Below are 25,465 nucleotides of genomic sequence, written 5' to 3'. Positions count from 1 at the left end.
TGGGCGGGTCACGAACATTGTACCCGGCTTGCGATGCTCGATTGAGGCGCCGGGCTTGGCCAGTCGCCGGTGGCGCCGATCGCCACTGTCGGTGCTGCGTGAAGGAACGAGCAAGGTCGAGCTTGATCAGGATCGATCTGCGCTACCGGCCGGCACGGAACAACTCGCGCTCGTCGGGAGGAACTGTTCGAAGAGGTCGTCAGCAACGTCGCGGGCGCGCCCCGGCGCCGTAATCGTGAGCCGAACGGCGTTGTTTCTGTCGGTGATGTCGAAGGAGAGGAACGCGCAACATTCCTGTTCCTTGCGCACCATTTCATGAACACGGCCGGCGACTTCCGGCGCGTAGTCCAACTCGAGCGTCAGGTCGTCTCGCCGATGGCTGCGCAAGCCCTCGCGCGCCAGATCCGCGATCCATGCGATGCGCTCCGGATAGCTTTCGCCCTCGAGCGTGCAGGCGATTGGTGGCTCGGTTTGGTTCTCTATCAACGTGAATCCCTTGGTTTTCGATTCCTCATATGGCAGTGTAGACCCTCAAGTAACTTGAGGGTCAAGGGCGATGATTCAAGGGATTTCCATGGGTGACTTGAGAATCGGCGACTTGGCGGAACGGACGGGTACGTCCGTGCCGACGATCCGGTACTACGAAGCGATTGGGTTGCTGCGGCGCGCTGCACGTCAGGCGAGCGGCCAGCGCGTATATCGGCGCGAAGACGTTGATCGGCTGACGTTCATCCGGCGTTGCCGCGACTTCGATTTCTCGATCGAGCAAGTCCGAACGCTGGTGTCGATCACCCAGGACCCAAATCGTTCGTGCATGGCGGCGCGCGACATGGCGGCGGAGCATCTGACGGCAGTTCGCGCCAAGATGCGCGAGTTGAAGGCGTTGGAGCGCAGCCTGATCTCATTTGTCGATTCCTGCGATGCGTCGTGTGCGGGCGGCCCCGGTCCGGACTGCATCATCCTCGAGGATCTCGCGAAGGCGCGTGGGGGCAACGGTCGCGCGGCCCGCGCAGATCGGTCGACCCAGTGACGCTTAACCGCCGCGTGGCAGGTTCGGGAGGAGGGGAGTGTTACGTCCAGTCCGACCGGCTGATACAGTGTCGGCCATGGCTGATCAGTGGAGTGACCTGGGGCCGGCGGAGTCGCTCAGCCGGAAGGCGTTGCAGCAAATCGTGGTCGGCCGCACGCGAGTGGCGCTGTCATTTGTGGACGGCCAATTCGGAGCGGTGTCCGGCGTGTGCAACCACGCGGGCGGGCCGTTAGGCGACGGCCGTCTGGAGGGCGAGTACGTCACCTGCCCCTGGCATGGCTGGAAATTCCACTGCCGCACGGGGCAGGGAGAGCCGGGATTCGAGTCCGATCGGGTGCCGCGCCATGACGTCGAGGTTCGCGACGGTCATGTGTGGGTGAATCTGACCCCGTCGACCGGCCGGCACAAGGCGCCGCACGAACCACATCCGCTGGCTCGCCCGGTGGAACGTAGTCCCGGGCCCGTCCGGGTCGTCGGGATCTCCACCACCAACATGAATGAAGCGCTGCCCCGCGTGTCTACGTCTGACCTGCTGCTGCGAACGGCCATGGCGCACGCGGAGAATCTGGGGCTTGAGTCTCGATTGATCCGGCTGAGCACCCTGAAGTTCCGCTCGTGTGAGGGGTATTACTCGATCTCGGCCCACGCCTGCACCTGGCCCTGTTCGATCACGCAGATGGACGAATCGGACCAGATGGATCAGGTCTACGAAGCCATCGTGCACTGGGCCGATGTCATCGTCATTGCGACACCGATCCGGTGGGGTTCGGCCAGTGCGCTTTATTACAAGATGGTGGAACGCCTCAATTGCGTCCAGAATCAAATCACGATCCGCAATCGCGAGCTGATCAAGAACAAGGTGGCGGCCATGATCATCACCGGCGGGCAGGACAACGTGCAGGCGGTGGCGGGTCAACTGCTTGGGTTCTTTGCCGAGATCGGCTGTACGTTCCGGCCCTTTCCCTACATCGCCCATTCTCGCGGCTGGACGGCGGAAGACATGGAGCGCAATGTCGCCGAGGTGTCGGGCAGCAAGGATTTGCACGACGCTGCCCGTGCCCTCACCGAACGGGCGATCCATGCGGCCCAGCACCTGATTGCCGCGACCAGTCACGATCCACTCAGCCGTGGCGGCCGCAAGGCGCATCGTCTCAGCCCGTCGCACAAGCCGCACGAGCCTGGCTGATCGGACGCCGATCGCGGGTCGTCGACTTAGCCCTTCCGCCCCGCCTGCGCACAAGGCATGTGTCTCCACGTAAAGTATCTTGACATCAAGATAAATACCGGTCAGGCTGGCAGACGGAAGGGGCATGACATGACGATGACTTTGCCGATCCTCGGGCGCCTGGCGGCATTCACCCGGGACCCAAAGGGCGGCAACCCGGCCGGAGTCTGGCTCGGCCACGTGCTGCCGGAGCCGCGGGAGATGCAGCGCATCGCCGCGGACGTGGGGTACTCCGAGACGGCCTTCCTCGCGCGCACCGCCGACGCCACCTACCGCGTCCGCTACTACAGCCCGGAAGCCGAAGTGTCCTTCTGCGGGCATGCCACCGTCGCTGCCGGAGTCTTCCTCGGCGAGCTGAACGGCGAGGGCTCGTACCGCTTCGATACCACCATTGGGCAGGTATCGGTCCGCGTGGACGAAAGTAACGATGGCTTTCGCGCGTCGCTGACGTCGGTGATTCCAAAACAAGCGGCGCCGCCGCTCGCGTTGCTCGAGGGGGCTCTCGCGGCCCTCGGCTGGTCCGCCGCCGACCTCGATGGCGCCATTCCCCCACGGCTCGCATGGGCAGGCGCGTGGCACCTGGTCCTGGCCGTCGCCAAGCCGTCCCGGCTGCAGGAGCTGTCCTATGACTTCGCGGCGCTAAAAGCCCTCATGCTGGAAGCTGGCCTCACCACGCTGCAGCTAATCTGGCGTGAGGACGAAGGCACCTTCCACGCCCGCAATCCCTTTCCCGTGGGCGGCGTGGTGGAGGATCCGGCCACCGGAGCCGCGGCCGCCGCTCTCGGCGGTTACTTGCGGGACGCGGGGCTTGTGGCGGCACCCCGCAGCATGGTCATTCACCAGGGCCACGCCATGGGCCGCCCGAGTCGGATCGAGGTGCAAGTTCCGGTCTCGGGTGGGATCACCGTCACAGGTACGGCGGCGTGGCTGGAATCGCCACTGCGACCCGTGGCCGCACACGAGGCGGCGGAGCACCTGGCGCGGGCCTTCCTGGCGCGGGTGTGGAGCGTGCCAGCGGACCTCGCGGCAATCGACGAGCTCATGACCGAGGATTACGTGCTCACCTCTGCCGGCACCGAGGTGCGGGGACGGAGCGCGTTCGCGGCGTGGGTCGGTGCGTTCCATGAGAAGCTGCCCGGCGCCACCAACGAGGTGGTCGAGGTGTTTTCCGATCGAGCGGGGACTCGGGTCGTGGCCCGCTGGATCTGCCGGGGGCAGAGCGGCGGCATCTTCGGTCTCCCCGCAGACGGCCGACCGGTGTCGTTCAGCGGCATTGCACTCTGGCACGTCCGGGACGGACGACTCGCCGAAGGCTGGGTGGAGCGAAGCGCGCTCGAGGCCGTCCGGGCGCATCGCGGCGTGGATCTCGTGGTGGATGGGTCGCGATGAGCCGGGACTTCGCCGATCACCTCGTGGCGCAGTGGGCCGAGGCCCGGCCGGACCTGGATCCCGACCCGATGGCCCTGGTCGTCCGCATCATGCGGCTGGCGGCAATCCTTGAGGAGCGGCTCACCGCCGTCCTGCGGGATCACGACCTCACGATCTGGGAATTCGACGTGCTGGCGACGCTTCGCCGCAACGGCGCCGAGGGCCTCTCTCCGAAGCGCTTGCTGCACGAGCTCCTGCTCTCGTCGGGTGCCATGACCAACCGGATCGACCGTCTGGAAGATGCTGGACTCGTGAAGAGAACCCCGGACCCTGACGATCGGCGCGGCACCATCATTCGGCTGACGCCGGCCGGCGTGCGGCGGATCGATCCCGCGGTGCGCGACCGCTTCGAGGACGCGCGTCAGGTGGTCGGGATGCTCGGACGCGGCGAAGCCCGCGTGGTGCGCGCCACGCTGCGCAAGCTCGCTCTCGAACTGCAACCGTCAACGCGGCAGTCGCAAACCACCCCGGGAGAATGACATGCCTTATGTGAACGTCAAGATCACGCGCGATGGAGTCACGCGGGAGCAGAAAGCACGAGTGGTCGCCCAGATCACAACCACGCTGGTGGAGGTGCTCGGCAAGCGTCCCGAACACATCCACATCGTCATCGACGAGGTGGACCCTGAGAACTGGGGGTTCGCGGGGCGGCTCACCTCGTCTGGCGAAAAATGACAGTCTGGGAGAGGAGTGGTTGCCGAGCGCGGTGCCCTGAAGTGCCGCCAGACCGGGCACGGGCCACGAATGCGCGTCGGATCGCTTGCCTGTCAATGGCACGCTTCGCTATCTACGAGTTGCGGGGGCCGCCGCTGGCATCGGTCGTGGAAACGGCAATCGGGCGCACGATGACGGGGCGCACATTCTGCGAAGGGCGAGCCCGCGAGGCGTCTCGCCCCGCAGGCGGGGATTCAGGTCGCGCATGTGGAAACCGATGGGGCGTCCGACCACTCACGGGCGACGGATCGCGGACACTGTACCCGGCTTGCTATACTCGCTTGATGCCGCCGATCGACGTCGCCGCGACCGTGATCGCCAACGCGCGATTGTCGAGTGACTACTCCGTCCTGAGCCTGGCCGCGCCGGAAGTGGGCGCCCGCACCCTGCCGGGCCAGTTCGTGATGGTCAAGCCCGCCGGCGTCACCGACCCGCTGCTGCGCCGGCCGTTCTCGGTGTTCGAAGTGCTGCGCGATGCCCGGGGTACCATCACCGGCGTCAGCATCCTCAACAAGCGCGCCGGCCGCAGCACGCGCCGGCTCTACGACCTCGAAGCGGGCGATGTCGTGTCGTGCCTCGGACCGCTCGGGCAGCCGTTCAGGCCGGTATCGTCCCCCGTCAAGGCCTGGATGGTCGCCGGCGGCGTGGGCCTGGCGCCGTTTGCGACCCTCGCGGAGTCGCTGGCCGCGAGCAAGACCGACACCACGCTGTTCTACGGCGCGCGCACGGGTGAAGAGCTCTTCTACCTGGACTTCTTCGAGCGACTGGGCGCGACCCTAGTGCTCACCACCGAAAACGGCGCTCGCGGCACCAAGGGCCGCGTCACCCTGCCGCTCGAGGAATCGCTGAAAGCGCTTGGCACCGGCGACTCGGCGATGGTTTATGCCTGCGGCCCTGAACCGATGCTCGCGGCCGTGGCCAAGCTGGCGGCGCGTTACCACCAGCCGTCGCAGGTCTCGGTCGAGCGCGTGATGGGATGCGGCCTGGGCGGTTGCTACAGCTGCGTCATCCCCGTGAAGCACGGCAACGAAGAATCAAACCTCGTGCGCTCGTGCATTAGCGGCCCCGTCTTCGACGGCGCCGAATTGGTATGGGACTGATGACGACCCCCGATCTTTCGGTCTCCATCGGCGCGCTGACGCTGCCAAACCCGCTGATCGCCGCGAGCGGCTGCTTCGGCTACGGCCTCGAGTACGACCAGGTGGTCGACCTGTCGCTGCTTGGCGGCGTGGTCTCGAAGGGCCTCTTCATGAAAGAGCGCCAGGGTCATCCGCCACCGCGCATCGTCGAGACGCCGGCCGGGATGATCAACGCCATTGGCCTGCAAGGCATCGGCGTGCACCGGTTCGTCAAGGAGAAGCTGCCGCTGCTGCGCGAGCGCGGCGCCCGGACCTTCGTCAACGTGTGCGGCACCACGCTGGATGAGTACGTCGAGGTCTGCAAGGTGTTGTCGGATGCGGAAGGGGTGGCGGCCATCGAGCTGAACATCTCGTGCCCCAACATCAAGGAAGGCGGCATCCAGTTCGGGTGCAGCCTGCACGGCACCTTCGATGTGGTCAGCGCGGTGCGCAAGGCGACCACGCTGCCGGTGATTCCGAAACTGACGCCCAACGTGACCGACGTGGCGTCGTTTGCCAAGGCCGCGGAAGACGCCGGCGCCGACGCCGTGTCGCTGGTCAACACCTTCCTGGCGATGGCGATCGACGTCGAAACGCGGCGCCCGAAGATCTCCAATGTGCTGGGCGGGCTGAGTGGCCCGGCCATCCGGCCGATCGCGGTTCGCATGGTGTGGGAGTGCTACCAGCTGGTGAAGATCCCGGTCATTGGCATGGGCGGAATCACCGACGCCCGCGATGCGCTGGAGTTCATGCTGGCCGGCGCCACGGCGGTGCAAATCGGCACGCAGAATTTCGTCGATCCGTTCATCTGGACCAAGGTGCTCGACGGCCTCCAGGACTACATGGCGCGCCACCAGGTCGCCCGGCTGAGCGACCTGGTCGGCGCCTTTGACCCGACGCCCCCCTCTGTGGGGACACACCTTTAGGTGTGTCCGGACATTCCCTCATGAACCCGATTCTGGTCGCCCTCGATGTCGACTCGGCCGCCAAGGCCATGGCGCTGGCCGACGCCCTGCGCGGCGCGGTCGGCGGCTACAAGATCGGCAAGCAGTTGTTCACGGCTGAAGGTCCGGCGATGGTCCACGAACTGACCAGCCGCGGCGATCGCGTGTTCCTCGACCTCAAGTTCCACGACATTCCCAACACCGTTGCCGGCGCGGTCCAGGCGGCGGTGGCGACGGGCGCCTGGATGGTCAACGTGCATGCCTCGGGCGGCAGCGCGATGATGAAAGCGGCTGCTGACGCGGCGACGAAAGCCGCCGCAGCGCTCGGCCGGCCGCGGCCGCTCGTGATCGGCGTGACGGTGCTCACCAGCATGACGGCGGAGGCGCTGGCGGAAGTCGGCGTGACGCGCCCGGTGCTCGACCAGGTGGTGCACCTGGCGAAGCTCGCGAAGCAAAGCGGACTCGACGGCGTGGTCGCGTCGCCGCAGGAGACCGCCGCGATCCGCGCGGCGTGCGGTCCCGATTTCCAGATTGTGACGCCGGGGATCCGGCCGGTGGAGCAACAGGGCAAGGACGATCAGGCGAGAACGCTGACGCCGGCGGAGGCCATGCAGGCGGGATCGACGTACCTGGTAATTGGGCGCCCCATTACTGGAGCGCCCAATCCTCGCGAAGCGGCCGAGCAGATGGCCGCGTCGCTGTAGCTTCCGTAGGGGCGCACTTCAGTACGCCGCCACCGGTCGGGCTAAAGCCCGACCCTACGGGCTAGTTATTTCGCCGTGATGATGAAGTGGCCGCGGCGGTTCTGCTGCCAGCACGCTTCATTCGAGTCCGTGCAGAAGGGCGTTTCCTTGCCCTTGCTGACAATCATCACGCGGTCGGCCGGCACACCCAACTCCACGAGATAGGCTTTCACGGCCGACGCGCGGCGCTCGCCGAGGCCGAGGTTGTACTCCGCGGTGCCGCGCTCGTCGCAGTGGCCTTCCACGCTGATCCGCGTGTTGGTCCAGCGCTTGAGCCAGTCGGCGTTGGTCGCCAGCGCCGCCCGGCCCTCGACACGAATGGTCGAGGAGTCGAGGTCGAAGTAGGCGTCGGCCAGGGGCCGTTCAGAGTTCAGCTGCTCCAAGCTCTTCTGTGCGAACAGCTCGTCTTCGGTCAGCGGCCGCGGGGCCGGGGCCGCCGGGGGCGGGGGTGGGGCGGGCGGGGGCGGCGGAGCAGCAGGAGCCGCCGCCGGTGGTGGCGGTGCGGGTGCGGGTGCCGGAGCCTTCTTGCCGCAGGCTGCTAAACCCAGGCCCAACACCACGCAGATAGTGGCGACACTTGCCGTTCGTCGAACCAAACTGATCGTCATTCGATCTCCCTAGATCTGCTAGTTCTGTTGGGGTAACAGAATTGTCTGAGCGCAGATTAACGGCTGCCTTCTGCCGGTGTCAACGATTAGCGGATACGAATGGAAAGGATGCGCAATCCCAGGCGCCGATTGTCAGCCCCCCCGCCACGCTCGGCCGGCACGAAGGTCCGGTCGGTCTCGATGGTCAGCACGCCGCCAGACGCCGCCAGCACCGCGCCGGGAACGGTGAACTCCCACGTCTGGGTCCCGGCCAGTGACGTCTTCGTAACCTCTTGATCGCCGGCCAGGATCCGCGCGTTCGCGGGTGCATCGAAGTGCCGCAACGGCGACTCGACCTCCAGCGCGACCCGGACGTCCTCGGCCCCGCCGGCGATACGCAGCGTCGCCCGCGCGCTGGTCCATCGCCACACGCCGAGGGTGGTGTTGTACTCCGCTTCGTTCCAGCCGTCACCGTAGCCCCACATCAGCGCGCCGGTGTCCTGCAGGTCGAACTGTTCGATCGCGGTCTGGATGACGGGCGTGCCCGCGCCGGAGGTGGAGTGAATCGCCAGCTCGGCAAAGGAACCCTGTCCGAGCAGCCGTCCCGCGGGAACGTCGAAGACGTGCAGGAAGAAGCCCGGAGGCGCATCCCACTGCTGCAGCGTGACCCCGTCGAGGGCCATGGTGAAGCGTGCCGCAGGGTCACCGGGAGCGCCGAGGTTACGGCCGCCGACCATCACGGCAGTCGCACCGGCACGACGCCGCACCCGCGCGACAATGGGGCCCAGGTGTGGGCCACGACCCATCAAGCCGGCCATGCCAGACGTCTCGGGCGTCAGCGACCACCCTTCTTCAGCAAACCAGCCGGGCGGCGGCAGGCGATACCAGCGCACTGCCGACGGCCGCATACCGCCAAATGCCGGGCGGGCGACCAGCGGCCAGCGAAACTCGGTGGACGCGTTCAGGCTGGCGGGATCGATCAAGGCGAGATCGCTGCGCACGGGGTCGGCCAGGAACCACACCGGCTCGGTGCGGCCCTCGCGCCAGAACTTTGCCAGCTCGAGCCACTCGAGCCGCGGCGGCGACGGCAACACCGTGGCAAACGGCACGACCTCGGCTTCGAGTGGACGCTTGAAGGTCTGGTGCATGGCGAGCGCGACTGGCGCACCCGGCGGCGCCTCGGCGGTCATGGCCGCGAGCACCCGTACGGTTGGGCTGGGTTCGGCGCCATAGGCCGCCAGCACCGGGCTGGCAATCACCACCGACCCAATCGAGATGGCGATCGCGGCGACCGCCACGGCGCGCTCAGCCGCCAGGGCGGCACCGCGCATGGCGAGGAAGGCGATGGCCGGAACGATCGGCAGCGCGTAGCGGACGAAGGAGGTGTCCTGGAATGCCAGGTGAAACACCAGGTAGGGCGCGCTCATGGCCAAGACCGCGACCAGGGTGCGCCGGTCGCGCAGCAACAGGTGCACCACTCCGGCCGCAGCGAGCACCATCACGATGGTGCCCAGCACCACCGAATCCCATGGGTCGAGAAACGTGCGCATCAGCGCAAACGCCGCCGTCCTCGCCGACAGGTTCGTGTACAACATCTCGCCGCCGGCAAAGTCTTCGCCGGCCTGCGTCCCGAGCGCAGCCAGGTACGGGCCCAGTCCTCCACTCACGACCAGCAGCGGGATACCCCAGGCCAGGCCGCCGACGATGAACATGATGCCGCCGCCGATCATCGCGCCCGCGACGCCGCGGCCGACGCGGTCGAACAGCACCACCATCAGCAGCGGCAGCGTGAACCACACGGTTTGCGAGCGCATGCCGATGCTGAGCGCCGCCAGAAACGACCCGATCACGATCATCCGGCCCGACGCCGCCGTCATGGCAGGCGACAGTCGCCGATCGCCGTCGGGACCGGGCGACTGCCGCCACCACGCGAGCAAGAGGCAAGCCTGGGCCGCCAGGGCAAAAGCCAGGCCCGGCAGGTCGCTCATCGGGCGCGCGGCGAGGTACCAGAACAATGGACACGATACGGTGACCGCGGTGGCCGCCAGCGCTTCGATACTGAGCGGGCTCCAGGGCGTCGTCGCGGCGGGCTTGCGCGAGGCCAGGCTCGCGAACACACCGTAGAGCCCGGCGATGGCCGCAAGGCCCGCAAGCACCGACAGCACCGCCAGTGCGCGCGCTTCCACCGTCGCCGCGGGTGCGCCGCTCATCACAGTGCCAGTGATGGCCGTCATCACCTTGCCCATCGCGATGTACAGGGGGTAGCCAGGCGGGTGCGGACGGTGCTCGGCCACATTGAAGTCGCGCACGCCGAGCGCGAAGTTCACCGAGTCGATGTCTTCGAGCGAGTTGGCGAGAAACGGGACGTGGGCCAGCGCGAAGACCAGCGCGAGCGCAGCGAGCGCCCGCCGCGGGGTCACGATACCGGGCGCAGGCGCAGCGCCTCGTTCAAGCTGCCCAGCCGGTAGCCCTGGAGGTCGAGGCTCACATACTGATAGCCGAGTGCCTTGAGGCCGGCGACGAGCTGGGCGTTGACCGCCGGCTCCAGGGCGCGCGGCATTTCGGAGCGGGCGACCTCGAGGCGGGCCACCTGGTCGTGGTGGCGCACGCGGAAGATGCGGAACCCGAGATCGCGCACGACTTGCTCGGCCTGCTCAATCTGCCGCAGCGCGGCGTCGGTGACTTCGCTGCCGTAGGGAATGCGCGACGACAGGCATGCCGAGGCCGGCTCGTCCCAGCTGTCGAGACCGGCGGCGCGCGACAACTCGCGAATGTTGTCCTTGGTGAGGTCGGCCTCATCCAGAGGACTGCGGACGTGGTGTTCGCGGGCGGCCTGTCGGCCGGGCCGATAGTCGCCACGGTCGTCGGCGTTGTTGCCGTCGACGATCACGGCCAGGCCGCGCGCGCGCGCCACGGCGCTCAGCTGGGAGTAAAGCTCGTCCTTGCAGAAGTAGCAGCGGTTCGCCGGGTTGGCTCGGTACTCGGGCCGGTCCAGTTCGGCGGTGTGAATCACCTCGTGGGCAAGGTTGAAATCGCGCGCGATCGCCAGGGCGAGTTGCCGATGGCTATCGGGATAGCTCGGGCTGTCGGCGGTCACCGCCAGGGCCTTTGGCCCCAGCGCCTGCGAGGCGGCGATGGCGAGGTAGGCGCTGTCGACGCCGCCGCTGAAGGCGACCAGGACTGAGTCGTAGCCGGCCAGGATCTCGCGCAGGCGCGCCGCCTTGCCGGCGACTTCGCTACTCGTCGTCGTCCTTGTCTTCGTCTTCGTCCTCGTCGTCGGCATCCTCTTCTTCGCCGTCCTTCTCTTCTTCTTCGTCTTCTTCTTCGTCGAGATCGTCGTCATCGGCGAGCTCGAATTCGAGCGGAGAATCGCTGGCGACCCGCAGGAACGACCCGCATTCCGAGCAGGTGAGCTCGTCGCCAATGTCAACGTCGAACTCATCAACATCAATTGGCGAATCGCACTCGGGACAAATCGCGGACATGCTCGGCGCTCCTTGGCGGCGTTTGGTGGCGGACGGTCCAGCAAATTATAGCGAGAACCTGATACAGTCTGCAACGAATTGGCCTCGCGCCGAGCGCGATATGACGGTTTCCACTTCACCACGCAAGACCGTGCTCGTCGCCGCCGACACGCCGTTTGTGCGCGATCGGTTCAAGGCCGCACTGGCTGCCTCCGGCCACCGCGCCGTGGTGGTGAAGAGCGTTGCCCAATTGCTGGCGCGGGTGCATGCCGACCTCGATGAGCTTGACCTGATGGTCCTCGACCTGCGCATGCCGCACGCGTCGGGGGCCGAACTGGTGCGGCGCATTCGAAAGCTCGATCAGGGCCGCCTGCCGATCCTGGTGTTCAGCGGGTCGGTGACGAGCGCCGAGGAGATCCGCGAACTGGCAGGCCTGGGCGTGGGCGGCTACCTCAACGAGTACAGCGCGGTCGAACACATCCTGCCGTCGATCGCGCCGCACTTGTTTCCCGACAACTTCAACCGGCGCGGCGGTCCGCGGGTGGTGATGGGAATTCCGGTGTCCTATCGCGCCGGCGGCACGATCGCGGCGGCCTTGTCGCTCAATTTGAGCCGCGGCGGCATCGCGATTCGCACCTCCGGTCCGCTACCGCGCGAGACCGAGCTCAAGCTGCGATTCGCGCTCCCGGGCTCGAAGCGGGAGATGGAAGCCGAGGCGGTGGTGTGCTGGAGCGACCAGCGCGCCGGCATGGGCATCCGCTTCACCAGCGTGAAGCCCGCCGACCAGGTCGCCATCGACGAGTTCGTCAACGCGCACTTCTTCCGGTCCGTGAAGACGTGATCCAGGCGGGAGTCGGGAATCGGGAACCGGGAGTCGAAATGCTGGAGCGATTGGTTTCCCGACCGACTCCCGACTCCCGACTCCCGGCGTTATTTGAACCGCCGCAGGCGCACCGCGTTGGCAACCACCAGCGCCGACGCACCGGTGTCGGCCAGCACGGCCATCCACAGCGTGGCGACGCCGGCCACGGCGAGGGCCAGGAAGATCGCCTTGAGCGCGACCGACAGCGCGACGTTGACCCGGATGTTGACGAGGGTGGCGCGGCTCAGGCGAATGGCGTAACGCAACTTCGACAAGTCGTCGCTCATCAGGGCGATGTCGGCGGCTTCGATTGCCACGGCGCTACCCATCGCCGCCATCGCAATCCCGACATCGGCCGCGGCCAGGGCCGGCGCGTCGTTGACGCCGTCGCCGATCATGGCGATGGCACCCGTCTCGCGGCGCAGCGACTGGACCGCCGTGACCTTGTCCTGCGGTAATTGCTGCGACAGCACGGTCGCGATGTTGAGGTCGCGGGCGAGGGCGCGCGCGGGTTCGTGGTGGTCGCCGGTGATCATCGCGACCCGAATGCCCTCGTGCCGGCTGAGCTCGTCCACGATTCGCGGTGCATCGGCCTTCGGCCGATCGCGCAGTCCGAGCACGCCAATCGCCAGCCCATCGCGAGACACGAGCACCGGCGACAGGCCGGCGGCGGCGACCGCGGCGGCGGTCTCTTCAAGCGCGGGCGTCATCCAGCCGCGCTCGGCAAACAGCCGCGGCGTGCCGCAGACGATGGCCGAACCCGCGACCGTGCCTTCGACGCCCAGTCCGGGCAGCGCGCGGACCTGCGACGGCGGCTCGAGCGCCCAGCCGGCCGCCACCGCATGCGCGACGATGGCCGCGGCGATCGGATGCTCGGATTGCGATTCGACGGCGGCGGCGTAGCGGATGAGATCATCAGGCGGCGTACCGGCCAGCGGGATCACCCGGTCGAGGCTGAACGTGCCGGTCGTGAGCGTGCCGGTCTTGTCGAAGGCGACCACGCGCACGCCGGCCAGGCGTTCGAGGTGAACGCCGCCCTTGACGAGCACGCCGTGGCTGGCCGCACCCGCCAGCGCCGACACCACCGACACCGGCGTGGAAATGACGAGCGCGCACGGACAGGCCACCACCAGCAGGACGAGGGCGCGATACAGCCACACGTCGAACGGCTGTCCCGCAAGCAGCACCGGCAGCGCGGCGAGCAGCACGGCGAGCACCACGACCGCCGGCGTGTACCACGCCGCGAAACGGTCGATGAACTGTTGCACCGGCGCGCGTTGCGCTTGCGCGGTCTCGACGAGACGGACGATGCGGGCGAGCGTGGTGTCGGCACGGCGGCGCGTGACCGCAACAGTCAGCGCGCCGTGGCCGTTGACGGTGCCGGCGAAGACCTCGTCGCCCTCGGCCTTCTCGACGGGGAGGGATTCGCCGGTGATGGGCGCCTGGTTCACGTCGGACCGGCCGCTTTCGACGAGCCCGTCGAGGGCGAACTTGTCACCGGGCCGCACGATCATCAGCGCGCCGATTGGCACGGCGTCGATCGCGACCCGGCGTTCGCCGGTCTGATCGCGGATCAGGACGTCGGCGGGAGCGGAGTCGAGCAGCCGGCCGATGGCCTTGCGGGCACGATCAAGGCTTTGGGCCTCGAGCCACTGGGCGGCCGCAAACAGCGACACCACCATCGCCGCCTCCTCGAACTCGCCGATCGCCATCGCCCCGGCGACAGCGATCACCATCAACGCGTTGATGTCGAGCGAGCCGCGACCGAGCGACTGGATGGCGCGTTGCGCCGGGAAAATGCTGCCGGTCAGGGCCGCAACGACGAAGAGGGCATTGACCCACGCCGGAAAAACGGCGAAGAAACCGAGGGCGCAGGCGACGAGCACGAGGGCCGCCGCGATCGCGGTGACCCAGCCGCGGATGCGCGCGCCGGTCGGCGCCGGCGCCTCGTCGTCGCAGTGCGAGCAGCCAATCGCGTGGGCCTGCGGCGCGGTGGTGGCGGTGCTCACCGGCGTCGTCCCTCTGCACCCTTGGCACCTTTGGCACCTTTGGCACCTTGATCTTCTTCGACGTGCTGAAGCGTCTGCCTGAAGATCGCCATGATGTGCTGGTCGTCGAGCGAGTAGAAGACGACCCGGCCGTTGCGGCGCGGGCGGACGAGGCGCAGGCCGCGCAGCAGGCGCAGTTGGTGCGAGACCGCGGACTGGCTCAGCTTGAGGACCGCGGCCAGGTCGCACACGCAAAGTTCGCCGTGCGAGAGCGCGTCGAGAATCCGCACGCGGGTCGGATCGCCAAGCGCGCTGAACGTGTCGGCCAGCGCCTGGACCGGGCCGGGCGCGGTCAGCGCCGCCCGAATCGCGCGCACGCGCGCCAGGTCGATTTGGACGAGATCGCAGACGTCGTCATGTCTGAACATATGAACAGTTGCTCATACATTACCGCCAACCACGCCCGCCGTCAATTCGGGGTCTGACCCCCATTTTCACCAAACAGTGGATTGGGGTCAGACGTCCAATCGTCGTCGGCCGCGAAAATGGCCGAAAAACCTGAATTGGGGCCACAGCGGCTTCAATATGACTGTCCCCAATCCACTGTTTGGTGAAAATGGGGGTCAGACCCCTGGCAGCAGCAGCAAGCGGTGGCGGGAGGCGGATTGGACCGCGGCGCGCGAGAAGGGCTGTAAACGGTAGCCGCCATCGCGCCAGATTTCGTTCTGGTCGAAGTAATGAGGGCTGAGGGGGTGGCCCGACTGCCCCGCCGGCAGCGACACGCGCGACTCGTCCCATTGCCCGGCGTGCAGAATCTGCCGCCACGACGGATACTCCCAAGCCGCAAAGGGCCGGCGGCGATTCCAGCTGATCCGCATGACCGTCGTGCCGTCGCCGGCGACCGGCACCGGGCCGCGGTTGAACAGCCACGCCAGGGGAAACGCCGCCCCGCCGAGCGGATGCTCGAAGCGCGCTGCATGCACCCGGTCCCAGGCGCGGCCGGCGCCACCGCCGTACTCGGCCTGGAGCCGCTCCTCCGCATCGCGCGCCGCCAGCAGCATGATCTCGTCGCGCGTCTCGCGCCGATCGACGGTCGTGATGTCGTCGAACCAGCGCGACTGCCGGTCGCCCAGCACCACGTGCAGGCCGGCAAAGCGCTCGGCGCCGGCCCACTCGTAGAACGCCATGAACAGCGGCTCGTCCATCTCGTCCATGAACGTCCGGCGCCACATCGCGTCCTCGAACGCCTCGTACAGCGACACCACCGGCCGCGCGTCAACCACGCGGTCCCACTGCGCCAGCAGGTCGAGTACGGCCACTGCGGAGGCGTCGGCGCCGCGCGCGCGCCCGGCAGTCAGTGCGCCCTCGAGGCCGGCGAGCACGGCATCGGCCGCCAGGCTGCGGCGGTCGTTCTGCAGCGCGAGCATCGCATCCAGGTCGACGGTCTCGGGCTTCGACAACTGCTCGACCAGGCGCGTAGCCCGGAACGGCGCTGCCCAGTCTCTCGTGATCAGACCCGGGAACTTGCGATCGACCTCGTTGTTCGCCGAGGCGATGAATCCAGCCGGCGGATTGATCACACGCGGCAGCGCGGCCGCCGCCACCGTGCCGGTCCAGGCACCGGCGCCACTGCCCCCATCAATCGGGACGCTGCCGTCGCCGCTGGCACGCACCGGTAAACGGCCCGACATCGCGTAGCCGATGTTGCCGTCCACGTCGACATAGACGATGTTGGATGACGGCAGCGCGAACGACTCGACCGCGGCCGTGAACGACGCCCAGTCCGTGGCCCGATTGAGCGCCTCGAACGACACCGCGAGATCGCCGCCGGCGTCCCAACGAATCGAGTACGCACCGCGTTCCTCCGCCGGCCGGCTCTCGGGCGACAGCCACGACGGTGGCGCATCCCACTCGAGGCCGACGTCGGCGAAGATGGGACCGTTTCTGGTCTTCCACACTTCAAACGGGAACGGCCGCGAGTGGCCGCGAATGGGAATGTCGGCCGGCGTCACCTCAATCGGTAGCCACTCGCCGCGATGGAACGCCCGCTTCTGCCCCACCTGGATCCGCTCCCGGAACAGGTCCTGCACGTCGGCGCCGGTATTGGTGATGCCCCACCCCACGCGCGCGTTGTGCCCAAGCACGACGAACGGCACGCCCGGCACGGTGACGCCCGTGACATCAAGTCCCGCCGCCACGAGATGAAGCTCATACCACACCGAGGGAAACTCGATCGCCAGATGCGGGTCGTTCGCGAGAATCGCGCGCCCGCTCGTGGTTCGGCGTCCCGCGACCACCCAGTTGTTGCTGTTGCCGCGCTTGACGCCGGGCCTCAGCCACTCCAGGCCCGCCGGCCAGGCGGGGGTTTCCCGACGAGGCGACGGAGTCGCCAAGCCCGACGAGACCCGCAGGGTCAAGCCCGAGGAGGCCGCGCCAGCGGCCGACCCCACAGGGCCGGCGGCGGGACCAGACTCGCCGAGAATCGCCGGCGAGTCTGCAGGATAACGGCCAGCCAGCTCCCGCGCCGCCGTCTCGCCAAGCTTCGCAGCCATGGCTCCCCTGACGAGTTCCGCCTGGTGGTTCTCGGCCAGCCGCCACGCCAGCAATCGGCCAACGGCCAGCGAATCCTCGGGTGTCCACGGCGCGGGCGTGATTCCCAAGACCTGGAACTCAATCGGCCGCTGGCGGCCGGTCAACGTAGATACAATCGCGTTCACGCCTGCGGCATACCGCTCGAGCGCGGTTCGCACCGCCGGGGTCGCGCGCGACCACTCCTCGGCAGCGGCCTGCCGCAAGCCGAGGGTCAGGAAGCGCTGGTCGATCGTCAGCGTCGCCTCCCCCATCACTTCCGAGAGCCGGCCGCGCGTGACGCGGCGGTACAGCTCCATCTGCCACAGCCGATCGCGCGCATGCAGCGCTCCCGCCGCAAACCACGCATCCTCGACATCGCGGGCATAGGCCGTGGGCACGCCGTAGCCGTCGATCAACACCTCGACCGGGGCGCCAAGACCAGGAAGGGCCAGTTGGCCGTCCAAAGCGGGAAGGGAGGCGCGCGCCCACCACCAACCGGAGCCGGCAGCGACCAGTAAAAGAACGACCGTTGCGAACAGTATTCGCTTCACGTGGTTCCTGAATGCGATATCCCGTCTGAGGCGACTTGCCGCGCTCAGGCGGTTCGAATAGGATGGGGGGCTGGACGCACTTAATCCGCGTCCGGTCTAGAGCTTACACTGTTTTCAACCATCGGAGACCTCTCGTGATCGAGGTTCAGCATCTATCGAAACGCTACGGTGCATTTACGGCCGTGGACGACGTGAGTTTCCGCGCGGAGTCGGGAGAAATCCTCGGGTTCCTGGGGCCGAACGGCGCGGGCAAGACCACCACCATGCGCATCATCACGGGCTACATGCCGGCCAGCGAAGGCACGGCGACCGTGGCGGGGCATGACGTCTTCACGCAGCCGATCGAGGCCAAGCGCAAGACCGGCTACCTGCCCGAGACCCCGCCCCTCTATCCGGACATGACCGTCCGCGAGTACCTGACCTTCGTCGCCAAGATCAAGGGCGTGCGCAAGGACATCAAGGGCCGCGTGGACGAGGTGATGAAGCGGACCTGGGTCGCCGACATGGCCGACCGGCACTGCGCGAAGCTCTCCAAGGGCTACAAACAGCGCGTCGGCCTGGCCCAGGCGCTGATCCATAAACCCGAGGTACTGGTGCTCGACGAGCCGACCGCGGGCCTCGACCCCAAGCAGATCATCGAAACGCGGCAGCTCATTCGCGAGCTGGCCGGCAACCACACCATTGTGCTGAGCACCCACATCCTCCCCGAGGTGTCGCAGACCTGCCAGAAGGTCGTGATCATCAACAAGGGCAAGGTCGTGGCCATCGACACGCCGGATGCGCTCACCGAACGGCTGCGCGGCGCCATCACCATGTATGTGCAGGCACAGGGCCCGGTCGACGACATGCAGCGCGCGCTGCAAAGCGTCGCCGGCGTGGCCCGCGTGCATGTCGCCGACCAGAAAGACGACACGGGCATCTTCGAAGTGGACACTGACAAGGGCGCCGATGTCCGGCGCGAACTCGCCACGGCCATCGTCCGCGGCGGTTGGGGTTTGCTCGAGCTGCGGCCGGTACGGGTCAGCCTCGAGGAGATCTTCCTGAGCCTGACCACCGAGGAAGTGGCCACCGGCGAGTCAACTGCGGCAGGCGACCTGTCCGCCGAAGCCTCGGCGAAGGCGGAAGGCGAGGAGGTGGCCGGTGCGTAACATCGCCGCGATCGCCCAGCGCGAGCTGAATGCCTACTTCTCGTCACCGATTGGCTACGTGCTGATCGGCTTCTTCGCCCTGCTGTTCGGGTGGTTTTTCTACGTGCCGCTGGCGTTCTTCGAGCAGCAGAGCATGCAGGCGGGCATGAATCCCGGCCAGGCGCTGAACATCAACCAGATGCTGGTCGGCCCGGCGTTCATGAACACCACGGTGATCATGCTGCTGGTGTTCCCGCTAATCACCATGCGCACCTACTCCGAGGAGAAGCGCTCGGGCACCATCGAGCTGCTGCTGACCTCGCCGCTGACCGACGTCGAGATCATTCTCGGCAAGTTCCTCGGGGCGATGGCGCTCTACACCGCCATGCTCTCGATCACGCTGATCCACATGGCGATCCTGTTCATCTTCGGCGATCCCGAATGGAAGCCGATTGCCACCGGCTACCTTGGCCTGTTGCTGATGGGCGGCTGCTTCCTGTCGCTCGGCCTGTTCATCTCGAGCCTCACCAAGAACCAGATCGTCGCCGCCATGGCGACCTTCGCGGTGTTCCTGATGCTGTGGGTGCTCAACTGGATCAGCTCCTTCGTCGGCCCGACCACGCAGGCGGTGCTGGCGCACCTGTCGATCACGGAACACTTCGATGACTTCGCCAAGGGCATCATCGACACCAAGCACGTGATCTACTACCTGAGCTTCATCGCGTTCGGCCTGTTCCTCACCATGAAGTCGGTCGACAGCGAAAGGTGGCGAGGCTAATCATGGCGAACAAGATTTTCGGAATCATCGGCTGGATTGGCACGGTCCTGGTGTTCGCGGCCGTCGCCGCGCGCCTCTACACCCCGCCCTGGGGCTGGTGGAGCGATCACTACGCCACCTACATGGCGTGGGCAGGCCTGGTGGCGGTGCTGATCTACATGGCCGGCCAGTGGCGCGACGTCGCCACCTTCTACAAGGGCCGCGGCGCCCAGTACGGCACCATGTCGATCGTCAGCATCCTGGTGTTCCTCGGCATTCTCGTCGCCGTGAACTACCTGGGCGTCCGGCAGAACAAGCGCTGGGACTTCACCGCCAACCAGGTCTACAGCCTGTCGGACCAGACCATCAAGGTACTGCAGACGCTCGACGCGCCGGTCACGTTCGTGGTCTTCGATCGCCAAACCAGTTTCGACGCGTTCCGCGATCGGCTGGACCAGTTCACGTACCACTCGACCAACGTCAAGACCGAGTACGTCGACCCGGACCGCGAACCGACCCGGGCGAAGGAGGCGGCGATCCAGTCGTACGGGACCATCCTGATCCAGTACAAGGACCGCACCGAGCGCGTGACCAGTTCCGACGAGCAGGCCATCACCAACGCGTTGATCAAGGCGGTGACCGGCGCCACGCGAAAGGTGTACTTCACCCAGGGTCACGGCGAGAAGGACATTGCCGCCACCGATCGCACCGGGCTCAGCACCATCGTCCAGTCGCTGGCGAGCGACAACTACGGCGTCGAATCGCTGGTGCTGGTGCAGCAGAAGACCGTGCCGGCCGACGCCACCGTCGTGGTGATTCCCGGCCCGACCACGGACTTCTTCCAGCCGGAGATCGACGCGCTCAATACCTACGTCAACGCCGGCGGCAAGGTGCTGGTGATGCTCGATCCGGAAGCGAAGTCCGGCGCGAACACGCATCCGCTGCTGACGCAGTTCCTGGCCGACTGGGGCATCCGCGCTGGCAACGACGTGGTGCTCGATGCGAGCGGCATGGGCCAGATGCTCGGCACCGACGCGTCGGTGCCGGTCGCGGCGCAGTACCCGCCCCACGCGATCAGTGAGGGCTTCCGCCTGCTCACCGCCTACCCGATGGCGCGGTCGATGACGCCGATCGAAGGCGGCGCGAATGGCCGCACCGCGCAGCCGCTGGTCAACACGAGCGCCCAGAGCTGGGCCGAAGCCGATCTCGCCTCGCTGTCGGGCGCCGGCGGCGCGCAGGTTGCCTTCGACGAGGGCAAGGGCGACCGGATGGGACCGATCACGCTCGGTGCGGCCGTCTCGGCGCCGGCCACTGCAGCACCGGCAGCGCCCGCTGGTAACGGCACCCCGGCCGCACCCGACGCCGAGCGCAAGCCGGAATCGCGGGTCGTCGGCATCGGCGACTCCGACTTCGCCGCCAACTTCGGCCTCGGCATCCAGGGCAATCGCGACTTCTTCATGAACGCGGTGAACTGGCTGGCGCAGTCGGAGAACCTGATTGCGATTCGTCCGCGCGAACCCGCCGACCGCCGCCTCACGCTGACGGCCGATCAGCAACAGCGCATCATGCTGCTGTGCCTGTTCGTCATCCCCGGCATCGTGTTCGCATCGGGCGTTTACACGTGGTGGCGGAGAAGGTAACGAGCCATGCGCGGCATCACCTCCACTCTGATCCTGATCGTCGTCCTGGCCGGGTTGGGCGGCTACATCTACTTCGTGGATTCGAAGCGGCCCGCGCCCGGCTTCGATGGCGGGCCGGCGAAGGAAAAGGTCTACACGCTCGCGGTTGATGCCGTGGACGAGGTCAAGCTGACCTACCAGGGCGAGACCAGCCTGCTGCGCAAGAGCGAGGCCGGCTGGAAGATGATCGAGCCGGTCGAGACCGACGCCGACCCGGCCGAGGCGGCGAGCCTTGGAATGGCGCTCGCCAATCTCGAACGCGTACGCGTCGTCGAAGAGAACGCCACCGACCTGGTGAAGTACAACCTGGCGACGCCGCCAATTGCGGTCGAGTTCAAGGCCGGCAGCCAGACTGGCTCGCTGGCGCTTGGCGACATGAACGCCACCGGGGGCGAGATGTACGCCATGAAGAACGGCGACCAGACGGTGTTCCTGGTGTCGTCGTTCCAGGAAACCAGCTTCAACCGCACCCCGTTCGACCTGCGCGACAAGAAGATCCTGAAGTTCGACCGCGAGAAGGCCGATGCGGTGACGCTGGTCCGCGACGGCCGGACCATGACGCTGGCACGCGACGGCAGCGACTGGAAGGTCAGCGGGCCGGTGCCATCGCGCAGCGATTACAGCGCCATCGAGGGGTTGCTCACGCGGCTGGCGAGCGCCAACATGTCGAAGCTGGTCGACAGCGAGGGCACGGAGCTGGCGAAGTACGGGCTCGACCGGCCGGTGATGACCATTGCGGTGGGCGCCGGCAGCGCCAAGGCCATCCTCGAAGTGGGCAAGACCGAAAACGGCGACACCTACGCGCGCGACCGGTCCCGGCCGCTGGTGTTCACCGTCGACACGACGCTGCAGGGCGATTTCACCAAGCCCTTTGACGACTACCGCAAGAAGGAGCTGTTCGAGCTGCGTGCCTTCCATGTGGACCGGCTGCGCGCGGTGCTCGATGCGCCGGGCGGCCCCAAGACCTACGAATTGGAGAAGGTGAAGGCCACGGACCCGGCCGGCACCGATTCCTGGAAGGTGACCCGCGTCGGCGGCGCCTCGCACACCGCCGACTCCGCGGCCATGGACGATCTGCTGGCCAAGCTCGTGGCGATCAAGGCGGAATCGTTCGTCGAGGCCAGGACCAGGACCGGGCTCGACCGGCCGGCGCTGGTCGTCAGCGCCAGCTTCGACGAAGGCAAGTTCGAACGCGTGCGCTTCGGCCGTGTCGGCGAAGAGTCGTTCGCCGCGCGCGAGGGTGAAGCCGTGGTCGCCAAGGTCGATCTGGCCTCGATGGCCGCGGCGATGCAGGCGTTCGACGTGGTCACGATCCCGCCCGAGCCGCCGGCCGCCCCGGCCACCGACAAGCCGGGCGAGAAGCAGTGACCAAACGGGGCGGGCATAAGGCCGCGGCCGTCGCGGCCGCGCTCCTGCTCGCCACGGCCTGCGCCAGCCGGCAAACGGCCGGGGCGCAGGCGCCGACGCTCGCCGAGGCCCTCGCCCACCCCGACCATCACGAACAACTCCGCCGCGATCTGCGGGCGATCTTCTCGGCGCGCAGTGTGGACCACGGCTTGTGGTCGGTGGCCGTCCACTCGCTCAAGCGCGGCGAGACGCTGTACAGCTCCAACTCGTTCCGCCTCCAGGTGCCCGCTTCAACCCAAAAGTTGCTGACCACCGCCGTGGCGGCCGAGCGCCTTGGCTGGGACTACCGCTACACCACCCAGCTCTATGCCACCGGCCCGGTAACGGACGGACGGCTCGAAGGCGACTTGGTGGTCGTCAGCAACGGCGATCCCACCATCAACCCGCGGCATCCCGATCGCGCGGCGGCGTTTGACGACTGGGCGAGACGACTCGCCGCGGGCGGCGTGCGCGTGATCACCGGTCACCTGATCGGCGACGACAACGCGTTTGCCGAGCCTGGCTGGGGTTTAGGCTGGGCGTGGGACGACCTCGCGCTCGGCTACGGTGCGCCCGTCAGCGCGCTGCAGTACAACGAGAACCAGGTGGAACTCAGCGTCGGCCCTGGCATGGCGGCCGGCAGCCTCGCCATCATCACCGTGTCGCCGCCAGGCAGCGGGCTGACCCTCGACCGCGACGTGGTCACGGCGGCCGCAGGCGAGCCGAGCCGCCTCTCCCTCGAGCGCGACCCGGGCAGCTCCGTGTTGAAGGTACGAGGGCAGGTCGCCCTGGGCGCCGCCCCGCTGGCGGCGACCGCGGCCGTGCCCAATCCCACGGTGTTCTATTTGAACGCAGTGCGCGAAGCCCTGCTCCGGCACGGCATCGTGGTCGCCGGCGACATTGCCGACATCGACGCGGTTGCCATTCCGCCCGACATGGCCAAGGCCACGCTGCTGCTCGAGGACCGCTCGGCAGCACTGTTCGAAATCGTCGACACCATCAACAAGTGGAGCCGTAACCTCTACGCCGAGACCCTGTTGCGATCGCTGTCGCCGCCGGGCGTCCCTGCCACCACCGAAGCGGGATTGCAGATCCTGGCCGAGACCCTGGGCCGGTGGGGCGTGTCGCCCGACTATTACCTGGCGCGCGACGGCTCGGGCCTGTCGCGTTACGACTACCTGACCCCCGACGCGCTGATCGGCGTGCTGACCTACATGTGGCTCAACCCCGAACTCGCCGAGAACTTCCGCTCGTCGCTGCCGGTTTCGGGCGTGAGCGGCGGCCTGGCGCAGCGGCTGAAGGGGACCGTCGGCGAGGCGCGCGTCTGGGCCAAGACCGGCTCCATGTCCCAGGTGCGGTCGCTCGCCGGCTACGTCGTCACTGAAGAAGGCGAGCCGCTGGTGTTCGCGTTCATGGTCAACGGCTTCCGGGTCCCGGCGCGCGAGATCGATGCGGCGATGGACCAGGCCCTGCTGAGGCTGGTGGTTTTCAAGCACCCCAGCCTGCTGCCGTAACAGGGGAGCAAGAGATCAAGAGATGAACACTTAAAAGACTTGCTCGTGAACTCTTGATCTCCTGTTCATAGATGCACGAAACGACCGAAGAGCACGGCCATCAGCATCCCGACCGACCCGACCGCAACCGCACCGGCCAGGCCGACGGCAAACGGCTTCATGCCTACGCCCTTGAACACCGCGAAGTTGGTGTTCAGCCCGACCGCAGCCATCGCCGTGCCCAGCAAAATCTGAGACGCCCAGTAATCGCCCAGCTGTTTCGTGATCGAGGCCCACGACGCGGCGTCCCAGATCCCGAAGGCTGCGCCATTTGAACCCAGTGTGGCATCCCCGGCCGAGCGCACCACCGCCATCGCCACGAAACCGATGACAAAGCCAGGAATCAGCGCCGTCCACCTGGTCTTCTTCGGCACGCCACCAACGGCCGCCTGCGAGTCGCGAATGTGCATCCACGTCAGCAACGGAATGACCGCGGCCAGGAAGATGTTGCGAGTCAGCTTCGTCACCGTCGCTACTCGCAGCACCACATCATCTTCGTAAACCTGCTTGTAGGTCAGCGCCGCGCCAACGACCTGCGACGTGTCGTGAATGGCGGTACCCAGGAACAAGCCAATCGTCTCGGACGAGGTGAGGAAGTAGTGCGCGAGGTAGGGATAGGCGAGCATCCCGAACAGGCCGAAGGCGACGACGTTGGCCACGGCGTAGGCCACTTCGCGCTCGTCGGCCTCGATGGCCGGGGCGACCGAGACGATGGCCGTGACGCCGCAAATGCTGGTGCCGGCGGCGATCAGGGTGCCCAGGCGCGGCGGCAAGCCCAGCTTCTTATTGAACCAGGTCACGAACAACAGCCCGGTGGCGATCGCCGCAAGCACGACCGGCAGGCCGGCAATGCCCAGCTTGACGACATCGAACAGGCTCAGGCGAATGCCCACCAGCACGATGCCGGCGCGAAGAATGGCGGTGGTGGCGAACTTCAGGCCCGGCGCCAGTGACGCCGGCAGCGGCAGCGTGTTGCGCAGCAGCAAGCCCAGGACGATCGCGACCGGGACGCCAGAGACCGGACTGCTGCCCGTCAGCCCCTGCGCGGCCAGAATCGCCTGGCCAATCTGATCGGCGAGCCAGAAGCCCGTGAGCATCACGACAAATGCCGCCAGGACGCCCGGCACGAGCTTCATTGCCTGACCAACCAGACCCCGCCAACGACCAGTGCGACCGCGGAGGCTGCGTAGAGCACCCCGCCGTAGCTTCGCGAACGGCGATCCAGTCGCGACGACAGCAGGCCGACGGCGGTCGAGAACGCCGTCATGCCGGCGATGGCGCCCAGGCCGAACCCCGCGAGATACAGCATCGAGGCCGTGCGTGATGGAAAGGCGAGGGCAGGCAACACGCCGAACAGATGGGAGCTGCCGGCCAGACCGTGAATGGTCCCCATGGCGAACGAAGCGCCACCGTGAGTGTGTCCGCCACCGTGTGGTTGGCGATGCCGCTGGTAGGCCCGCCACACGCCCCAGGTGCCGAGCGCGATCAGCGTCGCGCCGACGACGCGCTCGCTGTAGGCCGAGATGGCTTCGAGCGGCAGTTGCTCTTTGAGCAAGAGCAGCAGCGACGCGACCAGCACCACGCCCGCCGTGTGGCCAAAGCCCCACTGCAGGCCAGTCAGCCACTGACGCCGCTTGCGGTCCGACGCCAGTGGCGCCACGGCGGCGAGGTGATCGGGGCCCGACACGACGTGCAGCAGGCCGGCGGCAACTCCCGCGAGAAAGGCAAACATGTCAGG

At 67.3% G+C, this 25,465-nt stretch carries 24 protein-coding genes and 1 pseudogene; 15 read left to right on the top strand and 10 right to left on the bottom strand.

Annotated elements, in window-relative coordinates:
• Positions 1-126: 126 nt before the first annotated feature.
• A complete protein-coding gene (locus tag Q8T13_01795; protein ID MDP3716481.1) occupies positions 127-486 on the bottom strand; it encodes a hypothetical protein in 360 nt (119 codons plus the stop codon).
• Positions 487-574: 88 nt separating this feature from the next.
• Between Q8T13_01795 and Q8T13_01790 the strand changes: the two genes are divergently transcribed.
• The 9 genes and pseudogenes from Q8T13_01790 to pyrF all read left to right on the top strand — a co-directional run bounded on the left by Q8T13_01790 (position 575) and on the right by pyrF (position 7,163).
• The gene (locus Q8T13_01790) at positions 575-1,030 is read left to right on the top strand and encodes a helix-turn-helix domain-containing protein (protein MDP3716480.1); all 456 of its coding nucleotides are present in this window, start codon (positions 575-577) and stop codon (positions 1,028-1,030) included.
• Positions 1,031-1,106: 76 nt separating this feature from the next.
• A complete protein-coding gene (locus tag Q8T13_01785) occupies positions 1,107-2,216 on the top strand; it encodes an NAD(P)H-dependent oxidoreductase (GenBank protein ID MDP3716479.1) in 1,110 nt (369 codons plus the stop codon).
• A 129-nt stretch (positions 2,217-2,345) separates the two neighbouring features.
• Positions 2,346-3,185: pseudogene (locus Q8T13_01780) on the top strand (PhzF family phenazine biosynthesis isomerase).
• A gap of 18 nt (positions 3,186-3,203) precedes the next feature.
• Positions 3,204-3,644: a nuclear transport factor 2 family protein gene (locus Q8T13_01775; GenBank protein MDP3716478.1), complete on the top strand. Its 441-nt coding sequence runs from the start codon at positions 3,204-3,206 to the stop codon at positions 3,642-3,644.
• Positions 3,641-4,162 (top strand): MarR family transcriptional regulator, encoded by a 522-nt coding sequence (locus Q8T13_01770; protein MDP3716477.1) that lies wholly within the window; start codon positions 3,641-3,643, stop codon positions 4,160-4,162. Before Q8T13_01775 ends, Q8T13_01770 begins: the two co-directional genes overlap by 4 nt.
• Before the next feature lies 1 nt (position 4,163).
• Positions 4,164-4,358, top strand: coding sequence for a 4-oxalocrotonate tautomerase family protein (locus Q8T13_01765; GenBank protein ID MDP3716476.1), 195 nt, complete (start codon positions 4,164-4,166; stop codon positions 4,356-4,358).
• A gap of 323 nt (positions 4,359-4,681) precedes the next feature.
• Positions 4,682-5,497: a dihydroorotate dehydrogenase electron transfer subunit gene (locus tag Q8T13_01760; GenBank protein MDP3716475.1), complete on the top strand. Its 816-nt coding sequence runs from the start codon at positions 4,682-4,684 to the stop codon at positions 5,495-5,497.
• Positions 5,497-6,441, top strand: coding sequence for a dihydroorotate dehydrogenase (locus tag Q8T13_01755; protein MDP3716474.1), 945 nt, complete (start codon positions 5,497-5,499; stop codon positions 6,439-6,441). Before Q8T13_01760 ends, Q8T13_01755 begins: the two co-directional genes overlap by 1 nt.
• Before the next feature lie 20 nt (positions 6,442-6,461).
• Positions 6,462-7,163, top strand: coding sequence for an orotidine-5'-phosphate decarboxylase (gene pyrF, locus Q8T13_01750; GenBank protein ID MDP3716473.1), 702 nt, complete (start codon positions 6,462-6,464; stop codon positions 7,161-7,163).
• Between the two features lie 65 nt (positions 7,164-7,228).
• Here the strand turns inward: pyrF and pal are convergent, their stop codons facing one another.
• The 4 genes from pal to Q8T13_01730 form a co-directional block, all read right to left on the bottom strand.
• Positions 7,229-7,810, bottom strand: a complete 582-nt coding sequence (pal, locus tag Q8T13_01745; protein ID MDP3716472.1) for a peptidoglycan-associated lipoprotein Pal — start codon at positions 7,808-7,810, stop codon at positions 7,229-7,231.
• A gap of 86 nt (positions 7,811-7,896) precedes the next feature.
• Positions 7,897-10,209 carry a DUF2723 domain-containing protein gene (locus Q8T13_01740; GenBank protein MDP3716471.1) on the bottom strand — a complete coding sequence of 771 codons (2,313 nt, stop codon included), beginning with the start codon at positions 10,207-10,209 and terminating at the stop codon, positions 7,897-7,899.
• Positions 10,206-11,072 carry an ATP-dependent sacrificial sulfur transferase LarE gene (larE, locus tag Q8T13_01735; GenBank protein ID MDP3716470.1) on the bottom strand — a complete coding sequence of 289 codons (867 nt, stop codon included), beginning with the start codon at positions 11,070-11,072 and terminating at the stop codon, positions 10,206-10,208. The genes Q8T13_01740 and larE overlap by 4 nt, the downstream gene beginning before the upstream one ends.
• Positions 11,026-11,274, bottom strand: a complete 249-nt coding sequence (locus Q8T13_01730) for a hypothetical protein (GenBank protein ID MDP3716469.1) — start codon at positions 11,272-11,274, stop codon at positions 11,026-11,028. The genes larE and Q8T13_01730 overlap by 47 nt, the downstream gene beginning before the upstream one ends.
• 100 nt (positions 11,275-11,374) lie before the next feature.
• Here Q8T13_01730 and Q8T13_01725 point away from each other — a divergent pair, with 100 nt between their 5' ends.
• Positions 11,375-12,094, top strand: coding sequence for a TIGR02266 family protein (locus Q8T13_01725; protein MDP3716468.1), 720 nt, complete (start codon positions 11,375-11,377; stop codon positions 12,092-12,094).
• Positions 12,095-12,183: 89 nt separating this feature from the next.
• Here the strand turns inward: Q8T13_01725 and Q8T13_01720 are convergent, their stop codons facing one another.
• The 3 genes from Q8T13_01720 to Q8T13_01710 all read right to left on the bottom strand — a co-directional run bounded on the left by Q8T13_01720 (position 12,184) and on the right by Q8T13_01710 (position 17,225).
• Positions 12,184-14,124, bottom strand: a complete 1,941-nt coding sequence (locus Q8T13_01720) for a cation-translocating P-type ATPase (protein MDP3716467.1) — start codon at positions 14,122-14,124, stop codon at positions 12,184-12,186.
• Positions 14,121-14,531 carry a metalloregulator ArsR/SmtB family transcription factor gene (locus Q8T13_01715; protein MDP3716466.1) on the bottom strand — a complete coding sequence of 137 codons (411 nt, stop codon included), beginning with the start codon at positions 14,529-14,531 and terminating at the stop codon, positions 14,121-14,123. The genes Q8T13_01720 and Q8T13_01715 overlap by 4 nt, the downstream gene beginning before the upstream one ends.
• Positions 14,532-14,726: 195 nt before the next feature.
• A complete protein-coding gene (locus Q8T13_01710) occupies positions 14,727-17,225 on the bottom strand; it encodes a penicillin acylase family protein (protein MDP3716465.1) in 2,499 nt (832 codons plus the stop codon).
• Between the two features lie 134 nt (positions 17,226-17,359).
• Here Q8T13_01710 and Q8T13_01705 point away from each other — a divergent pair, with 134 nt between their 5' ends.
• From Q8T13_01705 to dacB, 5 genes are read left to right on the top strand one after another with little or no spacing between them, the layout of a single operon-like run.
• Positions 17,360-18,373: an ABC transporter ATP-binding protein gene (locus Q8T13_01705; protein ID MDP3716464.1), complete on the top strand. Its 1,014-nt coding sequence runs from the start codon at positions 17,360-17,362 to the stop codon at positions 18,371-18,373.
• The gene (locus Q8T13_01700; protein ID MDP3716463.1) at positions 18,366-19,130 is read left to right on the top strand and encodes an ABC transporter permease subunit; all 765 of its coding nucleotides are present in this window, start codon (positions 18,366-18,368) and stop codon (positions 19,128-19,130) included. The genes Q8T13_01705 and Q8T13_01700 overlap by 8 nt, the downstream gene beginning before the upstream one ends.
• Positions 19,131-19,132: 2 nt before the next feature.
• Positions 19,133-20,749 carry a Gldg family protein gene (locus Q8T13_01695; GenBank protein MDP3716462.1) on the top strand — a complete coding sequence of 539 codons (1,617 nt, stop codon included), beginning with the start codon at positions 19,133-19,135 and terminating at the stop codon, positions 20,747-20,749.
• A 6-nt stretch (positions 20,750-20,755) separates the two neighbouring features.
• Positions 20,756-22,156, top strand: coding sequence for a DUF4340 domain-containing protein (locus Q8T13_01690; protein ID MDP3716461.1), 1,401 nt, complete (start codon positions 20,756-20,758; stop codon positions 22,154-22,156).
• The gene (gene dacB, locus Q8T13_01685; GenBank protein ID MDP3716460.1) at positions 22,153-23,688 is read left to right on the top strand and encodes a D-alanyl-D-alanine carboxypeptidase/D-alanyl-D-alanine-endopeptidase; all 1,536 of its coding nucleotides are present in this window, start codon (positions 22,153-22,155) and stop codon (positions 23,686-23,688) included. Before Q8T13_01690 ends, dacB begins: the two co-directional genes overlap by 4 nt.
• Before the next feature lie 65 nt (positions 23,689-23,753).
• Here dacB and Q8T13_01680 read toward each other — a convergent pair whose 3' ends face one another.
• Positions 23,754-24,863, bottom strand: a complete 1,110-nt coding sequence (locus tag Q8T13_01680; GenBank protein ID MDP3716459.1) for a putative sulfate exporter family transporter — start codon at positions 24,861-24,863, stop codon at positions 23,754-23,756.
• Positions 24,860-25,459, bottom strand: a complete 600-nt coding sequence (locus tag Q8T13_01675; protein ID MDP3716458.1) for a High-affinity nickel transporter — start codon at positions 25,457-25,459, stop codon at positions 24,860-24,862. Before Q8T13_01675 ends, Q8T13_01680 begins: the two co-directional genes overlap by 4 nt.
• Positions 25,460-25,465 lie beyond the last annotated feature (6 nt).

The sequence above is a fragment of the Acidobacteriota bacterium genome, assembly GCA_030697165.1.
Classification (GTDB): Bacteria; Acidobacteriota; Vicinamibacteria; order Vicinamibacterales; family UBA2999; genus 12-FULL-67-14b.
This window is presented reverse-complemented; position numbering and strand designations above follow the sequence as displayed.